Source organism: Pseudomonas sp. BR20 (genome assembly GCF_050780135.1).
GTDB lineage: Bacteria > Pseudomonadota > Gammaproteobacteria > Pseudomonadales > Pseudomonadaceae > Aquipseudomonas.
This window is the reverse complement of sequence record NZ_CP172012.1, coordinates 4,954,463-4,972,464: the sequence shown is the minus strand read 5'-3', so window position 1 is coordinate 4,972,464 and position 18,002 is coordinate 4,954,463. Positions and strand designations below refer to the sequence as shown.

The 18,002-nt window shown below is 61.5% G+C and carries 20 protein-coding genes; 14 read left to right on the top strand and 6 right to left on the bottom strand.

Annotated features, from left to right (window positions below; genetic code table 11):
- Positions 1-5: 5 nt before the first annotated feature.
- The 12 genes from ACHPFG_RS22805 to yegS all read left to right on the top strand — a co-directional run bounded on the left by ACHPFG_RS22805 (position 6) and on the right by yegS (position 10,367).
- The gene (locus ACHPFG_RS22805) at positions 6-2,213 is read left to right on the top strand and encodes a chemotaxis protein CheA (RefSeq protein WP_431700497.1); all 2,208 of its coding nucleotides are present in this window, start codon (positions 6-8) and stop codon (positions 2,211-2,213) included.
- A gap of 48 nt (positions 2,214-2,261) precedes the next feature.
- On the top strand, positions 2,262-3,395 hold the full coding sequence (locus ACHPFG_RS22800; RefSeq protein WP_145336967.1) for a protein-glutamate methylesterase/protein-glutamine glutaminase: 1,134 nt from the start codon (positions 2,262-2,264) through the stop codon (positions 3,393-3,395).
- Entirely contained in the window at positions 3,395-4,135 is a 741-nt protein-coding gene (locus tag ACHPFG_RS22795) for a flagellar motor protein (protein ID WP_027603872.1), read from the top strand. Before ACHPFG_RS22800 ends, ACHPFG_RS22795 begins: the two co-directional genes overlap by 1 nt.
- A gap of 15 nt (positions 4,136-4,150) precedes the next feature.
- A complete protein-coding gene (gene motD, locus ACHPFG_RS22790; RefSeq protein ID WP_131698558.1) occupies positions 4,151-5,038 on the top strand; it encodes a flagellar motor protein MotD in 888 nt (295 codons plus the stop codon).
- A gap of 51 nt (positions 5,039-5,089) precedes the next feature.
- Positions 5,090-5,878: a ParA family protein gene (locus ACHPFG_RS22785; RefSeq protein WP_065924144.1), complete on the top strand. Its 789-nt coding sequence runs from the start codon at positions 5,090-5,092 to the stop codon at positions 5,876-5,878.
- A gap of 2 nt (positions 5,879-5,880) precedes the next feature.
- On the top strand, positions 5,881-6,687 hold the full coding sequence (locus tag ACHPFG_RS22780; protein ID WP_431700496.1) for a CheW domain-containing protein: 807 nt from the start codon (positions 5,881-5,883) through the stop codon (positions 6,685-6,687).
- 81 nt (positions 6,688-6,768) lie between these two features.
- Positions 6,769-7,251 carry a chemotaxis protein CheW gene (locus ACHPFG_RS22775; protein ID WP_005790025.1) on the top strand — a complete coding sequence of 161 codons (483 nt, stop codon included), beginning with the start codon at positions 6,769-6,771 and terminating at the stop codon, positions 7,249-7,251.
- Positions 7,252-7,644, top strand: a complete 393-nt coding sequence (locus ACHPFG_RS22770) for a DUF2802 domain-containing protein (RefSeq protein ID WP_431700495.1) — start codon at positions 7,252-7,254, stop codon at positions 7,642-7,644.
- 464 nt (positions 7,645-8,108) lie between these two features.
- Positions 8,109-8,420 (top strand): hypothetical protein, encoded by a 312-nt coding sequence (locus ACHPFG_RS22765; protein ID WP_431700494.1) that lies wholly within the window; start codon positions 8,109-8,111, stop codon positions 8,418-8,420.
- Between the two features lie 24 nt (positions 8,421-8,444).
- A complete protein-coding gene (locus ACHPFG_RS22760) occupies positions 8,445-8,771 on the top strand; it encodes a hypothetical protein (RefSeq protein ID WP_065940546.1) in 327 nt (108 codons plus the stop codon).
- A 33-nt stretch (positions 8,772-8,804) separates the two neighbouring features.
- Positions 8,805-9,350, top strand: coding sequence for a hypothetical protein (locus tag ACHPFG_RS22755; RefSeq protein ID WP_431700493.1), 546 nt, complete (start codon positions 8,805-8,807; stop codon positions 9,348-9,350).
- 96 nt (positions 9,351-9,446) lie between these two features.
- Complete coding sequence (gene yegS / locus ACHPFG_RS22750; RefSeq protein ID WP_431700492.1) at positions 9,447-10,367, top strand: lipid kinase YegS; 921 nt, start codon at positions 9,447-9,449, stop codon at positions 10,365-10,367.
- Here yegS and ACHPFG_RS22745 read toward each other — a convergent pair.
- The 3 genes from ACHPFG_RS22745 to ACHPFG_RS22735 all read right to left on the bottom strand — a co-directional run bounded on the left by ACHPFG_RS22745 (position 10,326) and on the right by ACHPFG_RS22735 (position 12,681).
- Positions 10,326-10,985: a response regulator gene (locus ACHPFG_RS22745; protein WP_431700491.1), complete on the bottom strand. Its 660-nt coding sequence runs from the start codon at positions 10,983-10,985 to the stop codon at positions 10,326-10,328. The two genes, yegS and ACHPFG_RS22745, sit on opposite strands and share 42 nt — an antisense overlap.
- Positions 10,982-11,875 carry a sensor histidine kinase gene (locus tag ACHPFG_RS22740; protein ID WP_431703512.1) on the bottom strand — a complete coding sequence of 298 codons (894 nt, stop codon included), beginning with the start codon at positions 11,873-11,875 and terminating at the stop codon, positions 10,982-10,984. Before ACHPFG_RS22740 ends, ACHPFG_RS22745 begins: the two co-directional genes overlap by 4 nt.
- Positions 11,876-12,231: 356 nt before the next feature.
- Positions 12,232-12,681 carry a hypothetical protein gene (locus tag ACHPFG_RS22735; RefSeq protein ID WP_431700490.1) on the bottom strand — a complete coding sequence of 150 codons (450 nt, stop codon included), beginning with the start codon at positions 12,679-12,681 and terminating at the stop codon, positions 12,232-12,234.
- A 550-nt stretch (positions 12,682-13,231) separates the two neighbouring features.
- On the opposite strand from ACHPFG_RS22735, the gene ACHPFG_RS22730 reads away from it, so the two are divergent.
- Both ACHPFG_RS22730 and ACHPFG_RS22725 read left to right on the top strand, forming a co-directional pair.
- On the top strand, positions 13,232-14,167 hold the full coding sequence (locus tag ACHPFG_RS22730) for a chemotaxis protein CheV (protein ID WP_027603884.1): 936 nt from the start codon (positions 13,232-13,234) through the stop codon (positions 14,165-14,167).
- Between the two features lie 39 nt (positions 14,168-14,206).
- Complete coding sequence (locus tag ACHPFG_RS22725) at positions 14,207-15,013, top strand: MOSC domain-containing protein (protein WP_145336963.1); 807 nt, start codon at positions 14,207-14,209, stop codon at positions 15,011-15,013.
- Between the two features lie 62 nt (positions 15,014-15,075).
- Here ACHPFG_RS22725 and ACHPFG_RS22720 read toward each other — a convergent pair whose 3' ends face one another.
- From ACHPFG_RS22720 to ACHPFG_RS22710, 3 genes are all read right to left on the bottom strand, one after another.
- Positions 15,076-15,360, bottom strand: a complete 285-nt coding sequence (locus ACHPFG_RS22720) for a pyrimidine/purine nucleoside phosphorylase (RefSeq protein ID WP_131698550.1) — start codon at positions 15,358-15,360, stop codon at positions 15,076-15,078.
- 64 nt (positions 15,361-15,424) lie between these two features.
- Positions 15,425-15,967: an exonuclease domain-containing protein gene (locus ACHPFG_RS22715; RefSeq protein WP_431700489.1), complete on the bottom strand. Its 543-nt coding sequence runs from the start codon at positions 15,965-15,967 to the stop codon at positions 15,425-15,427.
- Positions 15,968-16,041: 74 nt separating this feature from the next.
- Positions 16,042-17,925 (bottom strand): acetyl-CoA carboxylase biotin carboxylase subunit, encoded by a 1,884-nt coding sequence (locus tag ACHPFG_RS22710; protein ID WP_431700488.1) that lies wholly within the window; start codon positions 17,923-17,925, stop codon positions 16,042-16,044.
- Positions 17,926-18,002: the final 77 nt, after the last annotated feature.

The window sequence follows — 18,002 nt, the reverse complement described above, 5'->3', positions numbered from 1 at the left end:
CCCACATGAGCTTCGGCGCCGATGAAGAGATCCTTCAGGATTTCCTTGTAGAGGCCGGCGAAATTTTAGAGCAACTGTCCGAACAACTGGTCGAGCTGGAAAGCCGCCCGGATGATGCGAACCTGCTCAATGCAATTTTTCGCGGTTTTCATACTGTAAAAGGGGGCGCCGGCTTCCTCCAGCTCCATGAGCTGGTGGAGTGCTGCCACATCGCCGAGAACGTGTTCGACATCCTGCGCAAGGGTGAGCGTCACGTTGATTCGGAGTTGATGGACGTGATTCTCGAAGCACTGGATGCGGTCAACGGGATGTTCAGCGAAGTGCGCGAACGTGCCCCGATCACCGCAGCCACCCCGGAACTGCTGGCCGCCCTGGCGCGCTATGCCGAGCCGGCCGATACCTCGGCAGCGCCGGTGGTCGAAGCCGCACCGGAACCGGTGGTGGAGCCTGAAGCGGATGTGACGGACAGCGAGTTCGAGCAACTGCTCAACTCCCTCAGTGCCGTCAAGGCCGAGGCCGAAGCGCCGGCTGCCGTTGCCCCGGCTGCCGCGCCGAGCAGCGAAGACATTACCGACGCTGAGTTCGAGTCTTTGCTCGACCAATTGCACGGCAAGGGCCAGTTCGCTGCCGATGCCGTGGCGCCTGCCGGTGCCGCCGCCGATGCTGCGGATGTGCCTGCCGCTTCTGCCAGCACCGACATCACTGACGATGAATTCGAAGCGTTGCTCGACCAGTTGCATGGCAAGGGCAACTTCGCGGCCGATGCCTTGCCGGCAGTCGCCGCTAAGGCCGCAACACCGGCTGCCGGTGCCAAGCCTGCGGACGATGGGTTGATCTCCGATCACGAATTCGAAGCACTGCTGGACGATCTGCACGGCAAGGGTAAGTTCACCGAAGTCGCCCCAGCCGCCGCTGCGGCCACGGCGGCACCGGTTGCCGCCAAAGCCGCCGCGCCCGCCGCCAAGCCTGCGCCTGCGCCGGCTGCTGCCCCGGCTCCAGCGCGTGCCGCAGCGGCCCCGGTCGCGGAAAAACCGGCCAGTGAAGCCGAAACCACCGTCCGGGTCGATACCGCGCGCCTGGACGACATCATGAACATGGTCGGCGAGCTGGTACTGGTGCGTAACCGCCTGGTGCGCCTGGGCCTGAGCAGTGGCGATGAAGCCATGCAGAAGGCCGTGTCGAACCTCGACGTGGTCACCGCCGACCTGCAAACCGCGGTGATGAAAACGCGGATGCAACCGATCAAGAAAGTCTTCGGCCGCTTCCCGCGCCTGGTTCGCGACCTCGCGCGCCAACTGAAGAAAGAGATCAACCTGGAACTGGTGGGTGAAGAAACCGACCTCGACAAAAACCTTGTCGAGGCCCTGGCCGACCCGCTGGTCCACTTGGTGCGCAACGCTGTCGACCACGGTGTCGAAACCCCGGAAGAACGCGAAGCCTCGGGCAAGTCCCGTGGTGGCAAGGTGATCCTGGCGGCAGAGCAGGAAGGCGACCACATCCTGCTGTCGATCACCGATGACGGCAAGGGCATGGACCCGACGATTCTGCGCAATATTGCCGTCAAGCGTGGCGTGATGGACAAGGACGCCGCCGACCGCCTGACCGACACCGAGTGCTACAACCTGATCTTCGCCCCTGGCTTCTCGACCAAAACCGAGATTTCCGACGTGTCGGGCCGTGGCGTGGGCATGGACGTGGTGAAGACCAAGATCAGCCAGCTCAACGGCTCGATCAACATCTACTCGACCAAGGGCCAGGGCTCCAAGATCGTCATCAAGGTGCCGTTGACCTTGGCGATCATGCCAACCCTGATGGTGATGCTGGGCAACCAGGCATTCGCCTTCCCGCTGGTCAACGTCAACGAGATCTTCCACCTCGATCTGTCGCGCACCAACGTGGTCGACGGCCAGGAAGTGGTGATCGTACGGGACAAGGCGTTGCCGCTGTTCTACCTCAAGCGCTGGTTGGTTGCTTCGGCTGCCCATGAAGAGCAGCGCGAAGGCCATGTGGTGATTCTCTCCGTGGGCACCCAGCGTATCGGCTTTGTCGTCGATCAACTGGTTGGCCAGGAAGAAGTGGTCATCAAGCCTTTGGGCAAAATGCTGCAGGGAACCCCGGGCATGTCGGGTGCGACCATCACCGGTGACGGTCGGATCGCGCTGATTCTCGATGTTCCGAGCATGCTCAAGCGTTACGCCGCTCGGCGTATTTGATTCTGGTGGGGCACGGCGGTATTGCCCACCCCACCTAACGGAGTGTTTATGGCAGTCAAGGTCCTGGTGGTGGACGATTCGGGTTTCTTCCGCCGCCGCGTCTCGGAAATTCTTTCCGCCGATCCAAGCATCCAGGTGGTCGGCACGGCCACCAACGGCAAAGAGGCGATTGATCAAGCCATTGCGTTGAAGCCGGACGTGATCACCATGGACTACGAGATGCCGATGATGGATGGCATCACGGCAGTTCGGCATATCATGCAACGCTGCCCGACCCCGGTATTGATGTTCTCCTCGCTGACCCACGAAGGCGCCCGAGTGACCCTCGACGCGTTGGATGCGGGTGCGGTGGACTTCCTGCCGAAGAATTTCGAAGACATCTCGCGTAATCCCGAGAAGGTCAAGCAACTGCTGTGCGAGAAAGTCCACAGTATTTCCCGCAGCAACCGCCGCAGCCTGTTCAGCGCGCCAGCCCCTGCGCCGGCACCGGTGGCTGCGCCGGCTGCACCGACCAGTTCCTCGTTCAGTCGCCCGGCGTCTGCGCCGGTTGCACGGCCTGCCGTGCCGCCGGTGCGGACGTCGGCACCGGCGGCTGCGCAGTCGCCTGCGCCCAAGCGCAAGGCTTATAAACTGGTCGCCATCGGCACCTCCACCGGCGGCCCGGTAGCCTTGCAGCGCGTGTTGACCCAATTGCCGGCCAACTTCCCGGCGCCGATCGTATTGATCCAGCATATGCCCGCTGCGTTCACCAAGGCCTTCGCCGAGCGCCTGGACAAGCTGTGCCGCATCAGCGTCAAGGAAGCCGAGGATGGCGACATCCTGCGGCCTGGCCTGGCGTTGCTGGCCCCAGGCGGCAAGCAGATGATGGTCGATGCCCGTGGCGCGATCAAAATCCTGCCGGGCGATGAGCGCCTCAACTACAAGCCGTGCGTGGACATCACCTTCGGTTCGGCGGCCAAGTCCTACGGCGACAAAGTTCTGGCGGTGGTGCTCACCGGCATGGGCGCCGATGGCCGTGAAGGCGCGCGCCTGCTCAAGCAGGGCGGCAGTGCGATCTGGGCCCAGGACGAAGCCAGCTGCGTGATCTATGGCATGCCCATGGCCATCGTCAAGGCTGACCTGGCCGACGCCGTCTACAGCCTGGACGACATCGGCAAGCATCTGGTGGAGGCCTGCCTCTGATGGATGTATTGAGCCTGATCGGCATCATCCTGGCGTTTGTCGCCATTATTGGCGGCAACTACCTCGAAGGCGGTCACCTTGGCGCCCTGGCCAATGGCCCGGCGGCGCTGATCGTGATTGGCGGCACGGTGGGCGCCGCGTTGCTGCAGTCACCGATGAGTTCGTTCAAGCGTGCAATGCAAATCCTCATCTGGATCATTTTTCCGCCGCGTGTCGACTTGGCCGGTGGCATCGATCGCGTGGTCAATTGGAGCCTTACCGCGCGCAAGGAAGGCCTGCTGGGCCTTGAGGGCGTGGCCGATGCCGAACCCGACAGCTACTCGCGCAAAGGCCTGCAGTTGCTGGTGGACGGCGCCGAGCCGGAAGCGATCCGCAGCATTCTCGAAGTGGATTTCTACACCCAGGAAAGCCGCGACATCAACGCCGCCAAAGTATTTGAAAGCATGGGCGGCTACGCGCCGACCATCGGCATCATCGGTGCGGTGATGGGCCTGATCCATGTGATGGGCAACCTGGCCGATCCGTCGCAACTGGGCAGCGGCATTGCCGTGGCGTTCGTCGCGACGATCTACGGCGTGGCCAGTGCCAACCTGGTGCTGTTGCCGGTGGCGAGCAAGCTCAAGTCGATCGCCATGCGCCAGTCCCGTTACCGCGAGATGCTGCTTGAAGGCATCCTGTCGATTGCCGAGGGCGAGAACCCACGCTCCATCGAATTGAAGCTCCAGGGCTTCATGGATTGATGGGGAGTATTGCCAATGAGCCGTCGCCGTCGCGAGCCTGAAGAACACGTCAACCACGAACGGTGGCTGGTGTCCTACGCGGACTTCATCACCTTGCTGTTCGCCTTTTTCGTGGTGATGTATTCCATCTCGTCGATCAACGAAGGCAAGTACAAGGTCATTTCCCAGGCGCTGATCGGTGTGTTCAATGACGCCGACCGCTCGCTCAAGCCGATCCCCATCGGCGAAGAGCGGCCCAAGACCGTGACCCCGGCCAAGCCGCTGGTCAACGACAGCGACGAAACCGCTGCCGGCGTGGGCGGCACCAGTGATCCGCTGAAAAGCATCGCCGACGACATCAGTGCCGCGTTTGGCGACCTGATCAGTTCCAACCAGATGACCGTGCGCGGCAATGAGTTGTGGGTGGAGATCGAACTCAATTCCAGCCTGCTGTTCGCCAGTGCCGATGCGTTGCCCAGCGACCAGGCGTTCACCATCATCGACAAGGTCGCGGCGATCCTCAAACCGTTTGAAAACCCGATCCACGTTGAAGGCTTTACCGACAATGTGCCGATCAGTAATGCTCAGTATCCGACCAACTGGGAGCTGTCATCGGCCCGTGCCGCGAGCATCGTACGCATGCTCGCGATGCAGGGCGTGAACCCTGGGCGCCTGGCGTCGGTGGGGTATGGCGAGTTCCAGCCGGTGGCCAATAACGCCACGCTCGAAGGCCGCGCACGCAACCGTCGGGTGGTCTTGGTGGTGTCCCGAAACCTGGAGGTGCGCCGTAGCCTGACCGGTACCGGTACCGCCAATGCAACACCGGATGCGGCCTTGAAGCGCGCTGGCACACAAACTGCACCGGCCCCTGCAAAGCCGCCGGTTCAGCAGAGTGCCGTCAATTCTCCGTCGCCGGCTCAATAACCTTATGCAATGTCTCGGTCGCGCGTGTGCCCACCGGGAGGAACCATCCGAATGAGAGTCTGGGCAGTTGCCAATCAAAAAGGTGGAGTCGGCAAGACCACCACCTCCATCGCTTTAGCCGGCTTGCTGGCCGAGGCGGGCAAGCGTGTGGTCGTGGTCGACCTTGACCCCCACGGCTCGATGACCAGCTATTTCGGCTACGACCCGGATGCGCTGGAGCACAGCAACTACGACCTGTTCCTGCACAAAGGCAACGTACCGGCCGACCTGCCCGGGCAATTGCTGTTGCCCACCAGTAACGAAAGCATTTCCCTGCTGCCGTCGAGTACCGCGCTGGCCACCCTGGAGCGCCAGTCGCCGGGGCAGAGCGGCCTGGGCCTGGTGATTGCCAAGACCCTGGCGCAACTGTGGCAGGACTTCGACTACGCCATCATCGACAGCCCGCCGTTGCTCGGCGTGCTGATGGTCAACGCCTTGGCGGCCAGCCAGCAACTGGTGATCCCGGTGCAGACCGAGCACCTGGCGGTCAAAGGCCTGGAGCGTATGGTCAGCACCCTGGCGATGATCAACCGTTCGCGCAAACAGGCGTTGCCCTACAGCATCGTGCCCACACTGTTCGACCGCCGCACCCAGGCGTCCCTGGGCACCTTGCGCGTACTGCGCGACGCCTACCCGGAGACCATCTGGAATGGCTACATCCCGGTGGACACGCGCCTGCGTGATGCCAGCCGTGCCGGGCTCACGCCGTCGCAGTTCGACGGTAAAAGCCGTGGCGTGCTGGCTTACCGTGCATTGCTCAAGCACCTGCTGTCCCAGCAGCTTGTGGCGCAGGTGGCCTGATGATGAACCGTCCCGTCGAATTCAAGGTCAAGACCCGCCCGCAACTGGCACTGGAATCCTATCTGGATGCCTTGCTGCAGGACGCGACCGCGGAAGAATTGCCGGAACCGATTCTGGTGCTGGAGCCGGTGGTCGAAGTGCCGTCGTCGAGCAGCCTGGATGAGTTCCAGTTGGCTGTATTGGAAGAACAGGCCCGTGATGCACTCGTCGCGCCTGTGAGCGTGCCGGTTGTCGTCCCGGTGGTCACGCCCGTCGCGCCTGTGGTGGTCGAGCCGGTCGTGGACGTGCACCTGCCGCCGAGCATCACGCCACCGCCGGTGAGCGGCGATGATCGCCCGGCCTGGGCTGCCGAGCCGTTCGAATGTTTGCTGTTTGACGTCGCCGGGTTGACCCTGGCGGTGCCGCTGGTGTGCCTGGGCTCGATCTATTCCCTGGAAGGCCAGGAATTGACGCCATTGTTCGGGCAGCCGGAGTGGTTCCTGGGCATCCTGCCGAGCCAGGCCGGTAACCTCAAGGTGCTGGACACCGCGCGCTGGGTGATGCCCGACCGCTACCGCGATGACTTCCGCCAAGGCTTGCAATACGTGATCTCGGTGCAGGGCTACGAATGGGGGCTGGCGGTGCATCAAGTCAGCCGCTCGCTGCGCCTGGACCCGAATGAAATCAAATGGCGCAGCCACCGCGGCCAGCGGCCTTGGCTGGCAGGTACCGTGATCGAACACATGTGCGCATTGCTGGACGTTGCCGAACTGGCCGAGTTGATCGCCAGCGGTGCCGTTAAAGCGATGCCGGTGAACAAACGCAGTTGATTGGACAATAAGGGCCGCACGCGCGTGCGGCCAAAAGAAGTACACACGCCGCCTACATCGGCATTTGAAGGGGTCAGAGATATGAACAAGTCAGCGTCCGCACAAGGTTTGGATGATCCGATCCTGCAATGGGTTACCTTCAAACTGGACAACGAAACCTACGGTATTAACGTGATGCGCGTGCAGGAAGTGCTGCGCTACACCGAGATCGCTCCGGTTCCTGGTGCGCCAAGCTATGTGCTGGGCATCATCAACCTGCGCGGCAACGTGGTGACGGTGATCGACACCCGCCAGCGGTTTGGCCTGGACACGGTCGAAGTCAGCGACAACACGCGTATCGTCATCATCGAAGCCGACAAGCAAGTGGTCGGGATCATGGTCGACAGCGTCGCGGAAGTGGTCTACCTGCGCCAATCGGAAGTGGAAACCGCGCCGAACGTGGGCAACGAGGAATCGGCCAAGTTCATTCAGGGCGTGTGCAACAAGAACAACGAACTGTTGATTCTGGTTGAGCTGGACAAAATGATGAGCGAAGAAGAATGGTCGGAACTGGAGAGCATCTGATTGTTCCTTGAGGTCGCGGTGATTGTCCTGGCCCTGTTGTGGGCCGGGACCCTGGGTTTTCTGCTGCGCTATATGAGCCAGCAGCGGGAATTGGCGATGCAGCAGGCCGAGCGTGATGCGGTGCGTGATCGGCGTGTGCTGGAGCTGGTCAAGCGGGTTGACCACTTCCAGCAGACGGCGGTGAAGGTCGGGGATGAGGTGCATGAACTGCGCGCCATTCTTGCACCGTTGCCGGACAAGCTGGCGCAGATCGAGCAGCGTGACCCTTCCAGCCTGTCATTTGCCCAGGCTGCGAAGCTGGTGGGCATGGGCGCTACCGTGGATGAACTGACCCAGTCGTGTGGTTTGACCCAGGCTGAGGCGCAGTTGATGAGTAAATTACACAAAAGCTGATTGCGCCGTGTATACCGTGCAAAACCTCTCTGTGCCCTGAGCTAGAGCCTTCAGGCTTGAAAGTCGAGGGTGTCGGCTGCGGCTGATTGTGTCGAATGTGTCACAGTGCCATGTTTGTCCATGGCACTTTTACGTCTTTGTGATGACCAACCTGCGCATGTAGGAAGTTTCATTCACAAGGATGCGAAATGTCTGTTGATCCCCCTCTCGAGCAAAACCCTCTGTTTTGCTGCCGTCTTGCGTCGCCACCTCCGCGCTTACCGCGCAATCAAACGCCGTGCTTCAAGATCGACCGCGTAGTGCTCAGTGGCAATCAGGCCGAAGATGTCCAATGAATCCTGTCGATGATCCGGTGCAAGGACGTTGCGTCCGTGCCAGCGGCATTAACCTGACGTTGGGCCATGGGCAATGCCAGGGACGTGCTGGCGCGTGAACGATCTACGTAACCCCTGAGGAAGAGCACGATGTTCAGGACGAGCCTGCTGCTGAGTGTTTACGCGGTGTTATTGATTGGCTGCACGGGCAGGGGCTTTCAGCCTCCGCCAGGGGACTATACCCAATGGAAAAAAAGCGGCGTGTCGCAACAGGGGGTCGACGATGCCATGCGCGCTTGCGGATATACGAATCTGGATGGGGTGGGAGACACGTCGCCAATTGATGTGGTCCTGACGCGGTTCTACTGCATGAAAGATGCGGGCTTCACGCGCAGGGATAACCTGGACCTGTGCAAGGAAGGCCGTATCGGCGAATCACCAGTGTGCGAAGGTCGCCGCTGATCCAACACTAAAAGGAAGCAAGGAATGAACGATCTACGCAATGGACTGTACGGCGTCGCGCTGGCATTGGCGGTGGCAGGGCTGGGCGGTTGCGCCTCGTCGATGACGGTCACCGGCGAGCCGGGAGTGAAGATGGGCCAGAGCTATGCCCAGGTGCTTGCGGTGGTCAGCCGCAATAACGCCGTGACCAAGCAGGTCGATGGCCAAGGCTTCCGGGCTGAGGGTTATTCGCCGATGTTCAAGGACTGCCGGATCAAGTACTTCATCTTCCAGGGCGCTGATGGCTTGCAGCAGGTGAAGTACGAGCCGGCGCCAGAGCTGTCGGTCAACCAGAATTGCCGTCAGCCGTAAGCGGCCCTTTATTCCTCTGCGAGTTGACTGCTGATGAACATTTTACGTGTGGTTCCCGTGGCGCTGCTGGTGCTGCTGACAGGCTGCGGCCAGGTGGCGAATATCCGTTCCCTGTCCACTGGCTACGTTGCACCGCAGACCGGCGAGACCGCCCGCGTGCGGTTGATCACCGATGGTCTGGTGCGCGCCGTGCCGGGGCGTGATTGCCTGGACTGGAACGTGCCGGGCGCCGGGGTGATGGCCTCGACGAAAGCGGGCTTCCCCGATCACAACGGTGAAAGCCTGGGCATGCCTGGGCCGATTTATTCGTGGGCGGCTGCGGTGTCGTCGGAATTGGTGGTGCCGGCGAACAAGCCGATCGCCTTTCATTACCTGGGGCAATTGCGGTATTCCCGGCAATGCTCCGCCAGCATGGCCTTCGTGCCTCGTCCCGGGGTGGATTACATGGTGCAGGCGTCCATGTATGCCAATTGTTCGATCCAGTTGCATGAACTGCCGGCGGGCGCCAAGCAGTGGGTCGCTGTGGAGCCTGCGTCCAAGGGCAAGCTGTCGATGTGCAGCGCGATGGATAACTTCTAATCAGTCGCGGGATTAATTTTCAATATTCATGGCTTTTTTTCGGTCGCCCAAGGTCCACATCCTTCAAGCACCTTTGAATCCAGGAGTAAGCCATCCATGACCACACCCAAGGCACTGTTGATCCTCCACGGCAAGCAAGCCCTCAACGAGGACGTGCGCAGCGCCGTGCTGGCCCGGCGCGAGCAGGGTTGGGAGCTGGCGGTGCGGGTGACCTGGGAGGGCGGTGATGCCCAGCGCTTGGTCAAGGAGGCCCTGGAGGGTGGTTACACCCACATCATTGCCGGCGGCGGCGACGGCACTTTGCGCGACGTGGCCGAGGCCATGGCCCAGGCCAAGGGCGACGCCAGCCTGGTGCTGATGCCCCTGGGGACCGCCAATGATTTCGCCAAGGCTGCCGGCGTGTCGTTGGAGCCCGCCCAGGCGCTGGCGTTGCTGGATGTGCCGCCCCGTGCGATCGACCTCGGCCAGGTCGGCGGGCAGATTTTCCTCAATATGGCCACCGGCGGCTTCGGCAGCCAGGTCACCGCCAATACCTCCGAAGACCTGAAGAAAGTCCTCGGCGGCGCCGCCTACCTGTTCACCGGCCTGACGCGCTTCAGCGAGTTGAAGGCCGCCTATGCCGAGCTGGACGGGCCGGATTTCCACTGGAAAGGCGAGCTGCTCGCGCTGGGCATCGGTAACGGTCGCCAGGCGGGCGGTGGGCATGTGCTGTGCCCTGGCGCATTGGCCGACGATGGCTTGCTCGATGTCAGCATCCTGCCGGCGCCCCAGGAAGTGGTCGGCACCTTGCGCGAGCTGATGGGCAACGGTTGGGAGCTGGACGCGATGTTCGTGCGGGCACGCCTGCCGTGGGTGAACATCAAGGTCGCACAGGGTTTGTACATAAACCTTGATGGCGAGCCGCTGGAAGGTGACGACCTGCACTTCGAGGCCTTGCCCAAGGCCCTGCGCGTGCATCTGCCGGTGGGTTCGCCCCTAGTCGTCCAGGCTGATGATCTGCTCGCGCACGGCGAATAACACCAGGCCCGCCACGTCGAATATCTGCAGGCGCTTCATGATTTGCGAACGGTGAGCTTCTACGGTCTTGATGCTCAGGCCCAGGCCGTGTGCGATCTCGCGGGTGGATTTACCGCGCACGATCAGGCGCAGGATTTCCAATTGACGGGCCGTGAGGTTATGGCTGTGGCCGGCGGGCGTGGCGGGCCCCTGGCTGCGCACCAGCGCCTGGTTGATCACGGTGTGGGCGATCGCGGGGCTCAGGTAGCGCTCGTTATTGCGCAAGGCCAGCAGCGCGTGCTCCAACTCGTTGGCGGTGGTGTCCTTGAGCAGGTAGCCGTGGGCGCCGGCCTCCAGCGCGCACATGATCAGCTCCGGGTCGGTGTGCATCGACAGGATCAGCACCTTGCTCTTGGGGTGCACGCGCTTGAGTTGCTGCAGAGCGTCCAGGCCACTGGTGTGCTTCATCGACAGGTCCAACAGCACGATATCCGGCAGCAAGGCGTTGAACTGCTCCAACAACTGCGCGCCATCGCTGGCTTCGCCGATCACCGTGTAGCCGGGAATATCCTGGACCAGCGCACGTACGCCGGCCCTGATCAGTGTATGGTCATCCACCAGGAGTAATGTACAGCTCACTCGATAACCTTAGGGGCGCTGGCCCGTTCTAGGGCGCGGGGCGCCCAGGGGAAAAGCGCTTCGATCCGTGTCCCGTTGCCTGGTTGGCTGCTGACGGATAATGAACCGCCAAGCTGATCAATGCGCTCGGACATGCCGGCCATGCCCCGTTGACCTTCCAGGCCGGGGTTGATGGCGGGCGAAAAGCCTTGGCCGTCATCGCAGATGGTCAGCGACAGGCCCTCGGGCAGGCGTTGCAGGCGCACCAGCAGATTGTGCGCCTGGGCGTGGCGCAGCATATTGGTCACGGCTTCCTGGGTAATACGAAAGGCCGCCACGGCCATTTCTTCAGGAATGCCGGTCAGCCGTTGCTGGCATTCAAGGCTCCAGTGCACGGGGGTGTTTTCCAGGGTCTTGAGCAGGTGTGCGCGCAGGCTGGCTTCCAGGCCCAGGCTGGCGAGCTGCCGGGGGTTGAGGATGGCGGACACGTCGCGCACCTTGGCCAGGGTCTCATTCAAGGTGTTGCACAGGACACTGCACTGGCTTTGCAGCTCATCCGGCAGGCGGCGCTTGAGCCATTCGCTTTGCAGCTTGGCAGCGGTCAGCAGTTGGCCGATATCGTCATGCAGTTCGCGGCTGAGGCGATGACGTTCGTTTTCCTGCACCTGCAACAGGCGATCGGCCAACTCCTGGGGCTGGAACTTGATGGATTTACGCGAGCGCCACTGTTGCAGGCCAACCACCACCAAAGTGGCCAGGTTGAGCAGCAGCACCATCAGTGGCAGCGGCGCAGAGCGGCTGTAGGCCCACAGGCTCAGCAGTAGCGAGCCAAGGCACAGGGCGAGGATCAAACGGCGTGCGTGACTGCGGGACGCGGACCTTGCGATGAATGTCTTGAGGCTGGCATGCATAGCGGATGGAGCCAATAAGGTTCGCTGCGAAAAGACCGGTCGCGACTGACCGGGCTCTGTTTGGAATACGTTCTTGAATCGTTTTCAAGCAGGTTGAAGTTGAGTCACTTCAAGCGGGGGCATAGTACCACCACTCTTACCGTTGGTCGCCAGGTGCCTTGCCTGGCGGGCCTATTTAAACGCGCAAAAACTCGGGGAATGATAATCCCAGAGTTGATGAAGTGAGGTTGTATTATTTTAAAGGGTTTGTATCGTTAATGGCACATTGATATTAGTGTGCGCCATTCTGTTTCAGCGGGTTAGTTGGAACCGTCGTTTTTAGATAACCCTGTGCTTGAATGCGACCTGATAACGCTTCAAGACAAATGATGCATACGTTGTTGCGGCTTGTAACTGAAACCCTTTTGCGGAATTTGTAAGGTGACCGTGTCAATCAACTTGGTCTGTTCTTCTTTATCCATGGTCAGTTGGCCAGTTTTTGCATCGATCAGTTCCAGCTGCCAGGCCAGCAACGTCAAGCAGTCATGCAGGGCCTCCAGGGCTTGATCATGTAACTGCAAAGGGTTCTCGGCGTTGGCGATCACGTCCTGGATATGCCGCGAGAACTCGCTGATCGCTTGCAGGGCCAGGCAATCGGCCTTTTCGGCAAGCTTGATCAGGCTGATTTTCATGCAGTCGATGGCGTCACTGTCGTTGCGGATCAAATGCAGGTGGCTCAGGCATTCTTCCGACTTGGTCAGCAGCTTTTCAGCCTCGCGCAGGAACTCAGGTAGTGCAACTTGCCACTCGTTACCGTCGTTCATCATGCAAGTCTCCACAACATAAGGTCGGGTGATGAGAAGTCGCACCGGGTGAATGGCGTAAAACTACCGCTGAAAGGTAACGGGAATATGTAGGTTGCTTCTGAGTTTTCAGTAGGACGTTTATTGGAATGGCGGCGACGGCTGTGCGTAGCCCCCATGAGTGGGCTCGATTGCACACCTTCAGTTGCCGCGACGTAAACGTCTGGAAGACCCATGGGACGAGGGCTTGGGATGGCAAACAAAAGCCTGACTCCATTCATGCAATGAGAATGGCGTCACATTAATGGCTATTAGATACTGCGAATATCAGGTTGGGCCTGATTGTGCATAGGGGAATCCCTTACACGGCGGAACCTTGCGTCGATTTGAGTGTCGCGCAACGTTGCTGTACCGCCGTATGAACAGGCTTCGGCAGTAAAGCATGATGTCAGTGTGACATCAATGGATTTACGTGGCATTTTACCGGGGTCAAGGTCCGGTACTTGCGGCCGATAACAAGCTAACTGCACAAACACTTCGCGCATTACTTTCCAGCGCACACCAGGAGCTCTTAATGGCCGGCATTCTCGACACGGTAGACCAACGCACGCAACTGGTGGGTGAGAATCGCCTGGAGATCCTCATGTTTCGCCTGGCCGGGCGGCAACTGTTTGCCATCAACGTGTTCAAGGTGCAGGAAGTCCTGCAACTGCCCAAGCTGACCCTGATGCCCCAGCGCCACCCCTTTGTTTGTGGCGTGGTCAACCTGCGTGGCCAGACCCTGCCGGTGATCGACCTGTCCCAGGCCATCGGCATGCGCCCGCTGGTCCCCGGCCCGAACAGCACCATCATCGTCACTGAGTACAACCGCTCGGTGCAGGCGTTCCTGGTGGGCGGCGTGGACCGCATCGTCAACATGAACTGGGAAGCCATCCTGCCGCCGCCGACCAGCGCCGGGCGCCAGCATTACCTCACCGCCATCAGCAAGGTCGATGACCAGTTGGTAGAAATCATCGATGTGGAAAAAGTCCTCGCCGAGATCGTGCCATACAACGCCAAGGTCTCCCGCGAAAAACTCGACGACCCGGTGCTGGAACGCGCCCGTGGCCGCGAAGTGCTGCTGGTGGACGACTCCAACGTGGCCCTGTCGCAATTGCGCGACACCCTCGGCCAACTGGGCGTGAAGATGCACATCGCCAGCGACGGTCTCAAGGCGCTGAACATGCTCAAGGCCTGGGCTGACGCCGGCCATGTCATGACCGACAAGCTGCTGATGATCTTCACCGACGCCGAAATGCCCGAGATGGACGGCTACCGCCTCACCACCGAAATCCGCAACGACCCGCGCCTGCGCAAGCTCTACGTGGTGCTGCATACCTCGCTGTCGGGCAGCTTCAACGACTCGATGGTGAAGAAGGTCGGGTGCGACAACTTCCTGTCCAAGTTCCAGCCGGACAAGCTGGTGGATGTGGTACGCCAGCGCCTGATGCTGGACGAAGCGTCCGCTTGACCTTAGGGTGACGGCTTTGCCCCTCAGGAATGCAGGCCCATGCTCCGTCTCAGCGCGTTGTACCGTTATCCCTTGAAGTCCGGCAGGGCCGAAATCCTGCAACAGATCGGCCTGGATAAACTCGGGTTGGACGGGGATCGACGCTGGATGCTGGTGGACGAGGCCAGTGGGCGTTTCCTCACCCAGCGCGCCGTGGCGAAGATGAGCCAACTGTCGGCGCTGTGGAACAGCAGCGGTGGCCTGACCCTCAGTTCGCCTGGCTACGCGCCGCTGGACGTGGCGCTGCCTGGCAACGAGGCCGAGTTGCGCGGCGTGACCATCTGGCGCGACACCTTGCGTGTGCCGGACGCCGGCGACGAAGCTGCCGCCTGGGTCAGCGACTTTATCGGCAAGCCCACGCGGCTGGTGCAAATCCCCCTGGAACGTGCCCGCACCACCCAAGCGGGTTACGGCCGCGATGATGACCAGGTAGCGTTTGCCGACGGTTATCCGTTGCTGGTGATCGGGCAAGCGTCCCTCGACGACCTCTCGCAGAAAGTCGGCCGTCCCATGGACATGCTGCGCTTTCGCCCCAACCTTGTGATCGAGGGCAGCGAAGCCTTCGCCGAAGACGGCTGGAAACGCCTGCGCATCGGTGATGTGGAGTTTCGCGCAGTCAAACCCTGCTCACGCTGCATTCTCACCACTATCGATCCGCACACCGGCGAGCGCAGCGCTGACCGTGAGCCTTTTGTGACGCTGGAGGCCTACCGCAAGACGGAGGACGGCGCGATTTTTGGCCAGAACCTGGTCAACGATGGCGTGGGCCGCCTGGAAGTGGGCATGCCGGTGATCATCCTCGAATAAGTCATGCGCCCATAAAAAATGCCCGTCTCGCAGGAGACGGGCATTTTTTTGCGGCGCAGCAATCAGCCGCGGTATTCGCACAGGTAAGCGGTGTCCACCGCGACCTTCAACTGGAACTTGCTGTTGGCCGGTACGTTGAACTGGCTGCCGGCGGCGAAGGTTTCCCAGGTGTTGGCGTCGGGCAGCTTGACGGTCAGGGCGCCGGACACCACGTGCATGATTTCACGCTGGGCGGTGCCGAATTCGTATTCACCCGGGGCCATTACGCCGATGGTCGCCGGACCTTCTGCGGTGCCGAAAGCGATCGACTTGACGGTGCCGTCGAAGTACTCGTTGACTTTGAACATGGGCGAATCCTCGGAAAAAGGGTCTGGAAAGGTCGGCCAGTATGCCCAAGGCCAGGGAAACTGCCTAGACCGGCAAAATCAGTGGCAGCAGGCGTGCGGTGTTGCGTGCATCTTCCAGCGCTCGATGTTGCTGGCCCTGGAACTGCATCCCCGCCAATTGCAGGGCGCCATTGAGCCCCAGGGGCTTGTCCAGGCGCCGTGCCTTGGCGAAGCGTTGCTTGAGATTTACATGGGCCGTTTGGGCGAGCGCACTGGCCAGGCTATGGCGCTGCCACTCCAGTTCCAGTTGCTGACGGTCGTAGTCGCCCCAACTGGCCCAGCCTTCCAGGCGCGCCTGATGCTGGCCCAGCCAGCGCTCGAACAGCGGCCACACTTCGGTCATCGGTGCGGCGGTGTCGATATTTGCCTGGGTGATATGGGTCAGTTTGCGACAAAAGGGCGTCAGCAATGGACGGCGCAGCGGCCGCACAAAACGCTGGAAGTGGTCGAGTTCGCGGCCCTGGCGGTTCACCAGGCTCGCGCCGATCTCGATGACTTCCATCTCCGTCACGGGCCAGCCGCCTTCATCCGTTGTGGCTTCAAGGTCAATAATCAGCCAATGAGGCATCGCGCAGGTTCCCGTACTCGTCCTTTCCCGTTGGGGATAGAGCGTAGCCCGGCCTTGTAGTTCCGACTAGGTGGTTATTCGATCTCCAGAAGAACCTGGCGATTGCGCACCTGATCGCCCGCCATCACCTGCACGCCCTTGACCACGCCGTCCCTGTCGGCCTTGAGTGGATGCTCCATTTTCATGGCTTCGAGCACCAGCAGCAGTTGGCCTTTGGTCACGTGTTCTCCGGCGCTGACGCGTACGTCGACGATGGCACCGTCCATCGGTGCCTTGACCTTGCCGCTGCCGGCGTCGGCCGGGGGGGCGACAACTTGCTGAGTGCGATTGGTCACGGTCAGGCCGGGCAGCCACAACCGGGTGCCCTCAAGGTGATAGGCGATGCGGCGGCGAATGCCGTTGAGCACCAGAGTGGCATGACGCCCATCGGTACTGAGTGGCAGAGGGGGAGCGGTGAGGGTGTGGATTTCGCCGTCGACCTCCAGGCGAAAGGTACAGGGCACACTGGCGTTGTTGCGCCATCCCGCCAGGCCGTGGGGATGCTGGTCAGCGCTGTGTTGGTAAAACAGCGCGGCGGCCAGGGCGAGCTGATCGCTCGTGGCGGTCTGGCGCGGTATTTCGCTGAAGTGCTCGGCGATAAATCCGGTGCTGAAATCACCGCCGATAAAGTCGGGGTGCTTGAGCAAATCCGCCAACAAGCGCTGATTGGTCGTCACCCCCAGCAGCAAGGTATCTTCCACCGCCCGCAGTAGTTTGCGCCGGGCCTCTTCGCGGGTGGCGCCATGGGCGATGAGCTTGCCGAGCATCGGGTCATAGAACGGGCCGATTTTTTCACCTTCGCACAGCCCATGGTCAACCCGTACGCCCACGGCCGGCGCCCAGCGCAGCACCTCACCGGTTTGCGGCAGGAAGCGCTGCGCCGGGTCTTCGGCGTACAGGCGCACTTCCATGGCGTAGCCGCCCAGGCTCACCTGCGCCTGCGCGAGCGGCAGCGGCTGGCCGGCGGCGACCAGCAGTTGCCAGGCCACCAGGTCGAGGCCGGTGATCAGCTCGGTGACCGGGTGCTCCACCTGCAGGCGGGTGTTCATCTCCAGGAAGTAGAACCGGCCGTTGCGGTCGAGCAGGAACTCCACGGTGCCGGCGCCGACGTAATTCACCGCGCGTGCGGCCTTGAGCGCGGCTTCGCCCATGGCCTGACGCAGTTCGGGCGTCATCACCGGGCAGGGCGCTTCCTCGATGACTTTTTGATGGCGGCGCTGGATCGAACAGTCGCGTTCGCCGAGGTAAATCAGGTTGCCGTGGCTGTCGCCGAACAGCTGAAACTCGACGTGGCGCGGCTCGATCAGTGCCTGTTCGAGGATCAGTTCGTCGCTGCCAAATGCGTTCTTCGCTTCCGAGCGCGCGCTGTGCAGGTTGTCCAGCAGCGCCTCTGGCCGGTGGACCAGGCGCATGCCACGACCACCGCCGCCGGCGCTGGCCTTGATCATCAACGGGTAGCCGATGCGCTCGGCTTCGCGCTGCAGGCAGGTGTCGTCCTGGGCGCTGCCCTGGTAGCCGGTGATGCAAGGCACGCCGGCCTCCAGCATGGCGAGTTTGGACAGGCGCTTGCTGCCCATCAGTTCGATGGCCTCGGCGCTGGGGCCGATGAAGGTCAGGCCGGCATGTTGGCAGGCGCGGGCGAAACCGGAGTTTTCCGAGAGGAAGCCGTAGCCGGGGTGGATGGCGTCGGCGCCGGTTTTTTCGGCGGCCTCGAGGATTGCCGGGATGTTGAGGTAGGACTGTTGTACCGGCGCAGGGCCGATGCACACGGCTTCGTCGGCCATCTGTACGTGCAGGGCCTGGGCGTCGGCGTCGCTGTAGACGGCGACGGTGCGGTAGCCCAATGCCTGGGCCGTGCGTTGGATGCGGCAGGCGATTTCGCCGCGGTTGGCGATCAGGATTTTTGTGAACTGCGGCATTTTTTGCTCCGTGTGTATATCCGTTAATTAGGTAACGGCCACTTAGGGTTCCGCTCTTACAGCGGGTCACTTTTGGA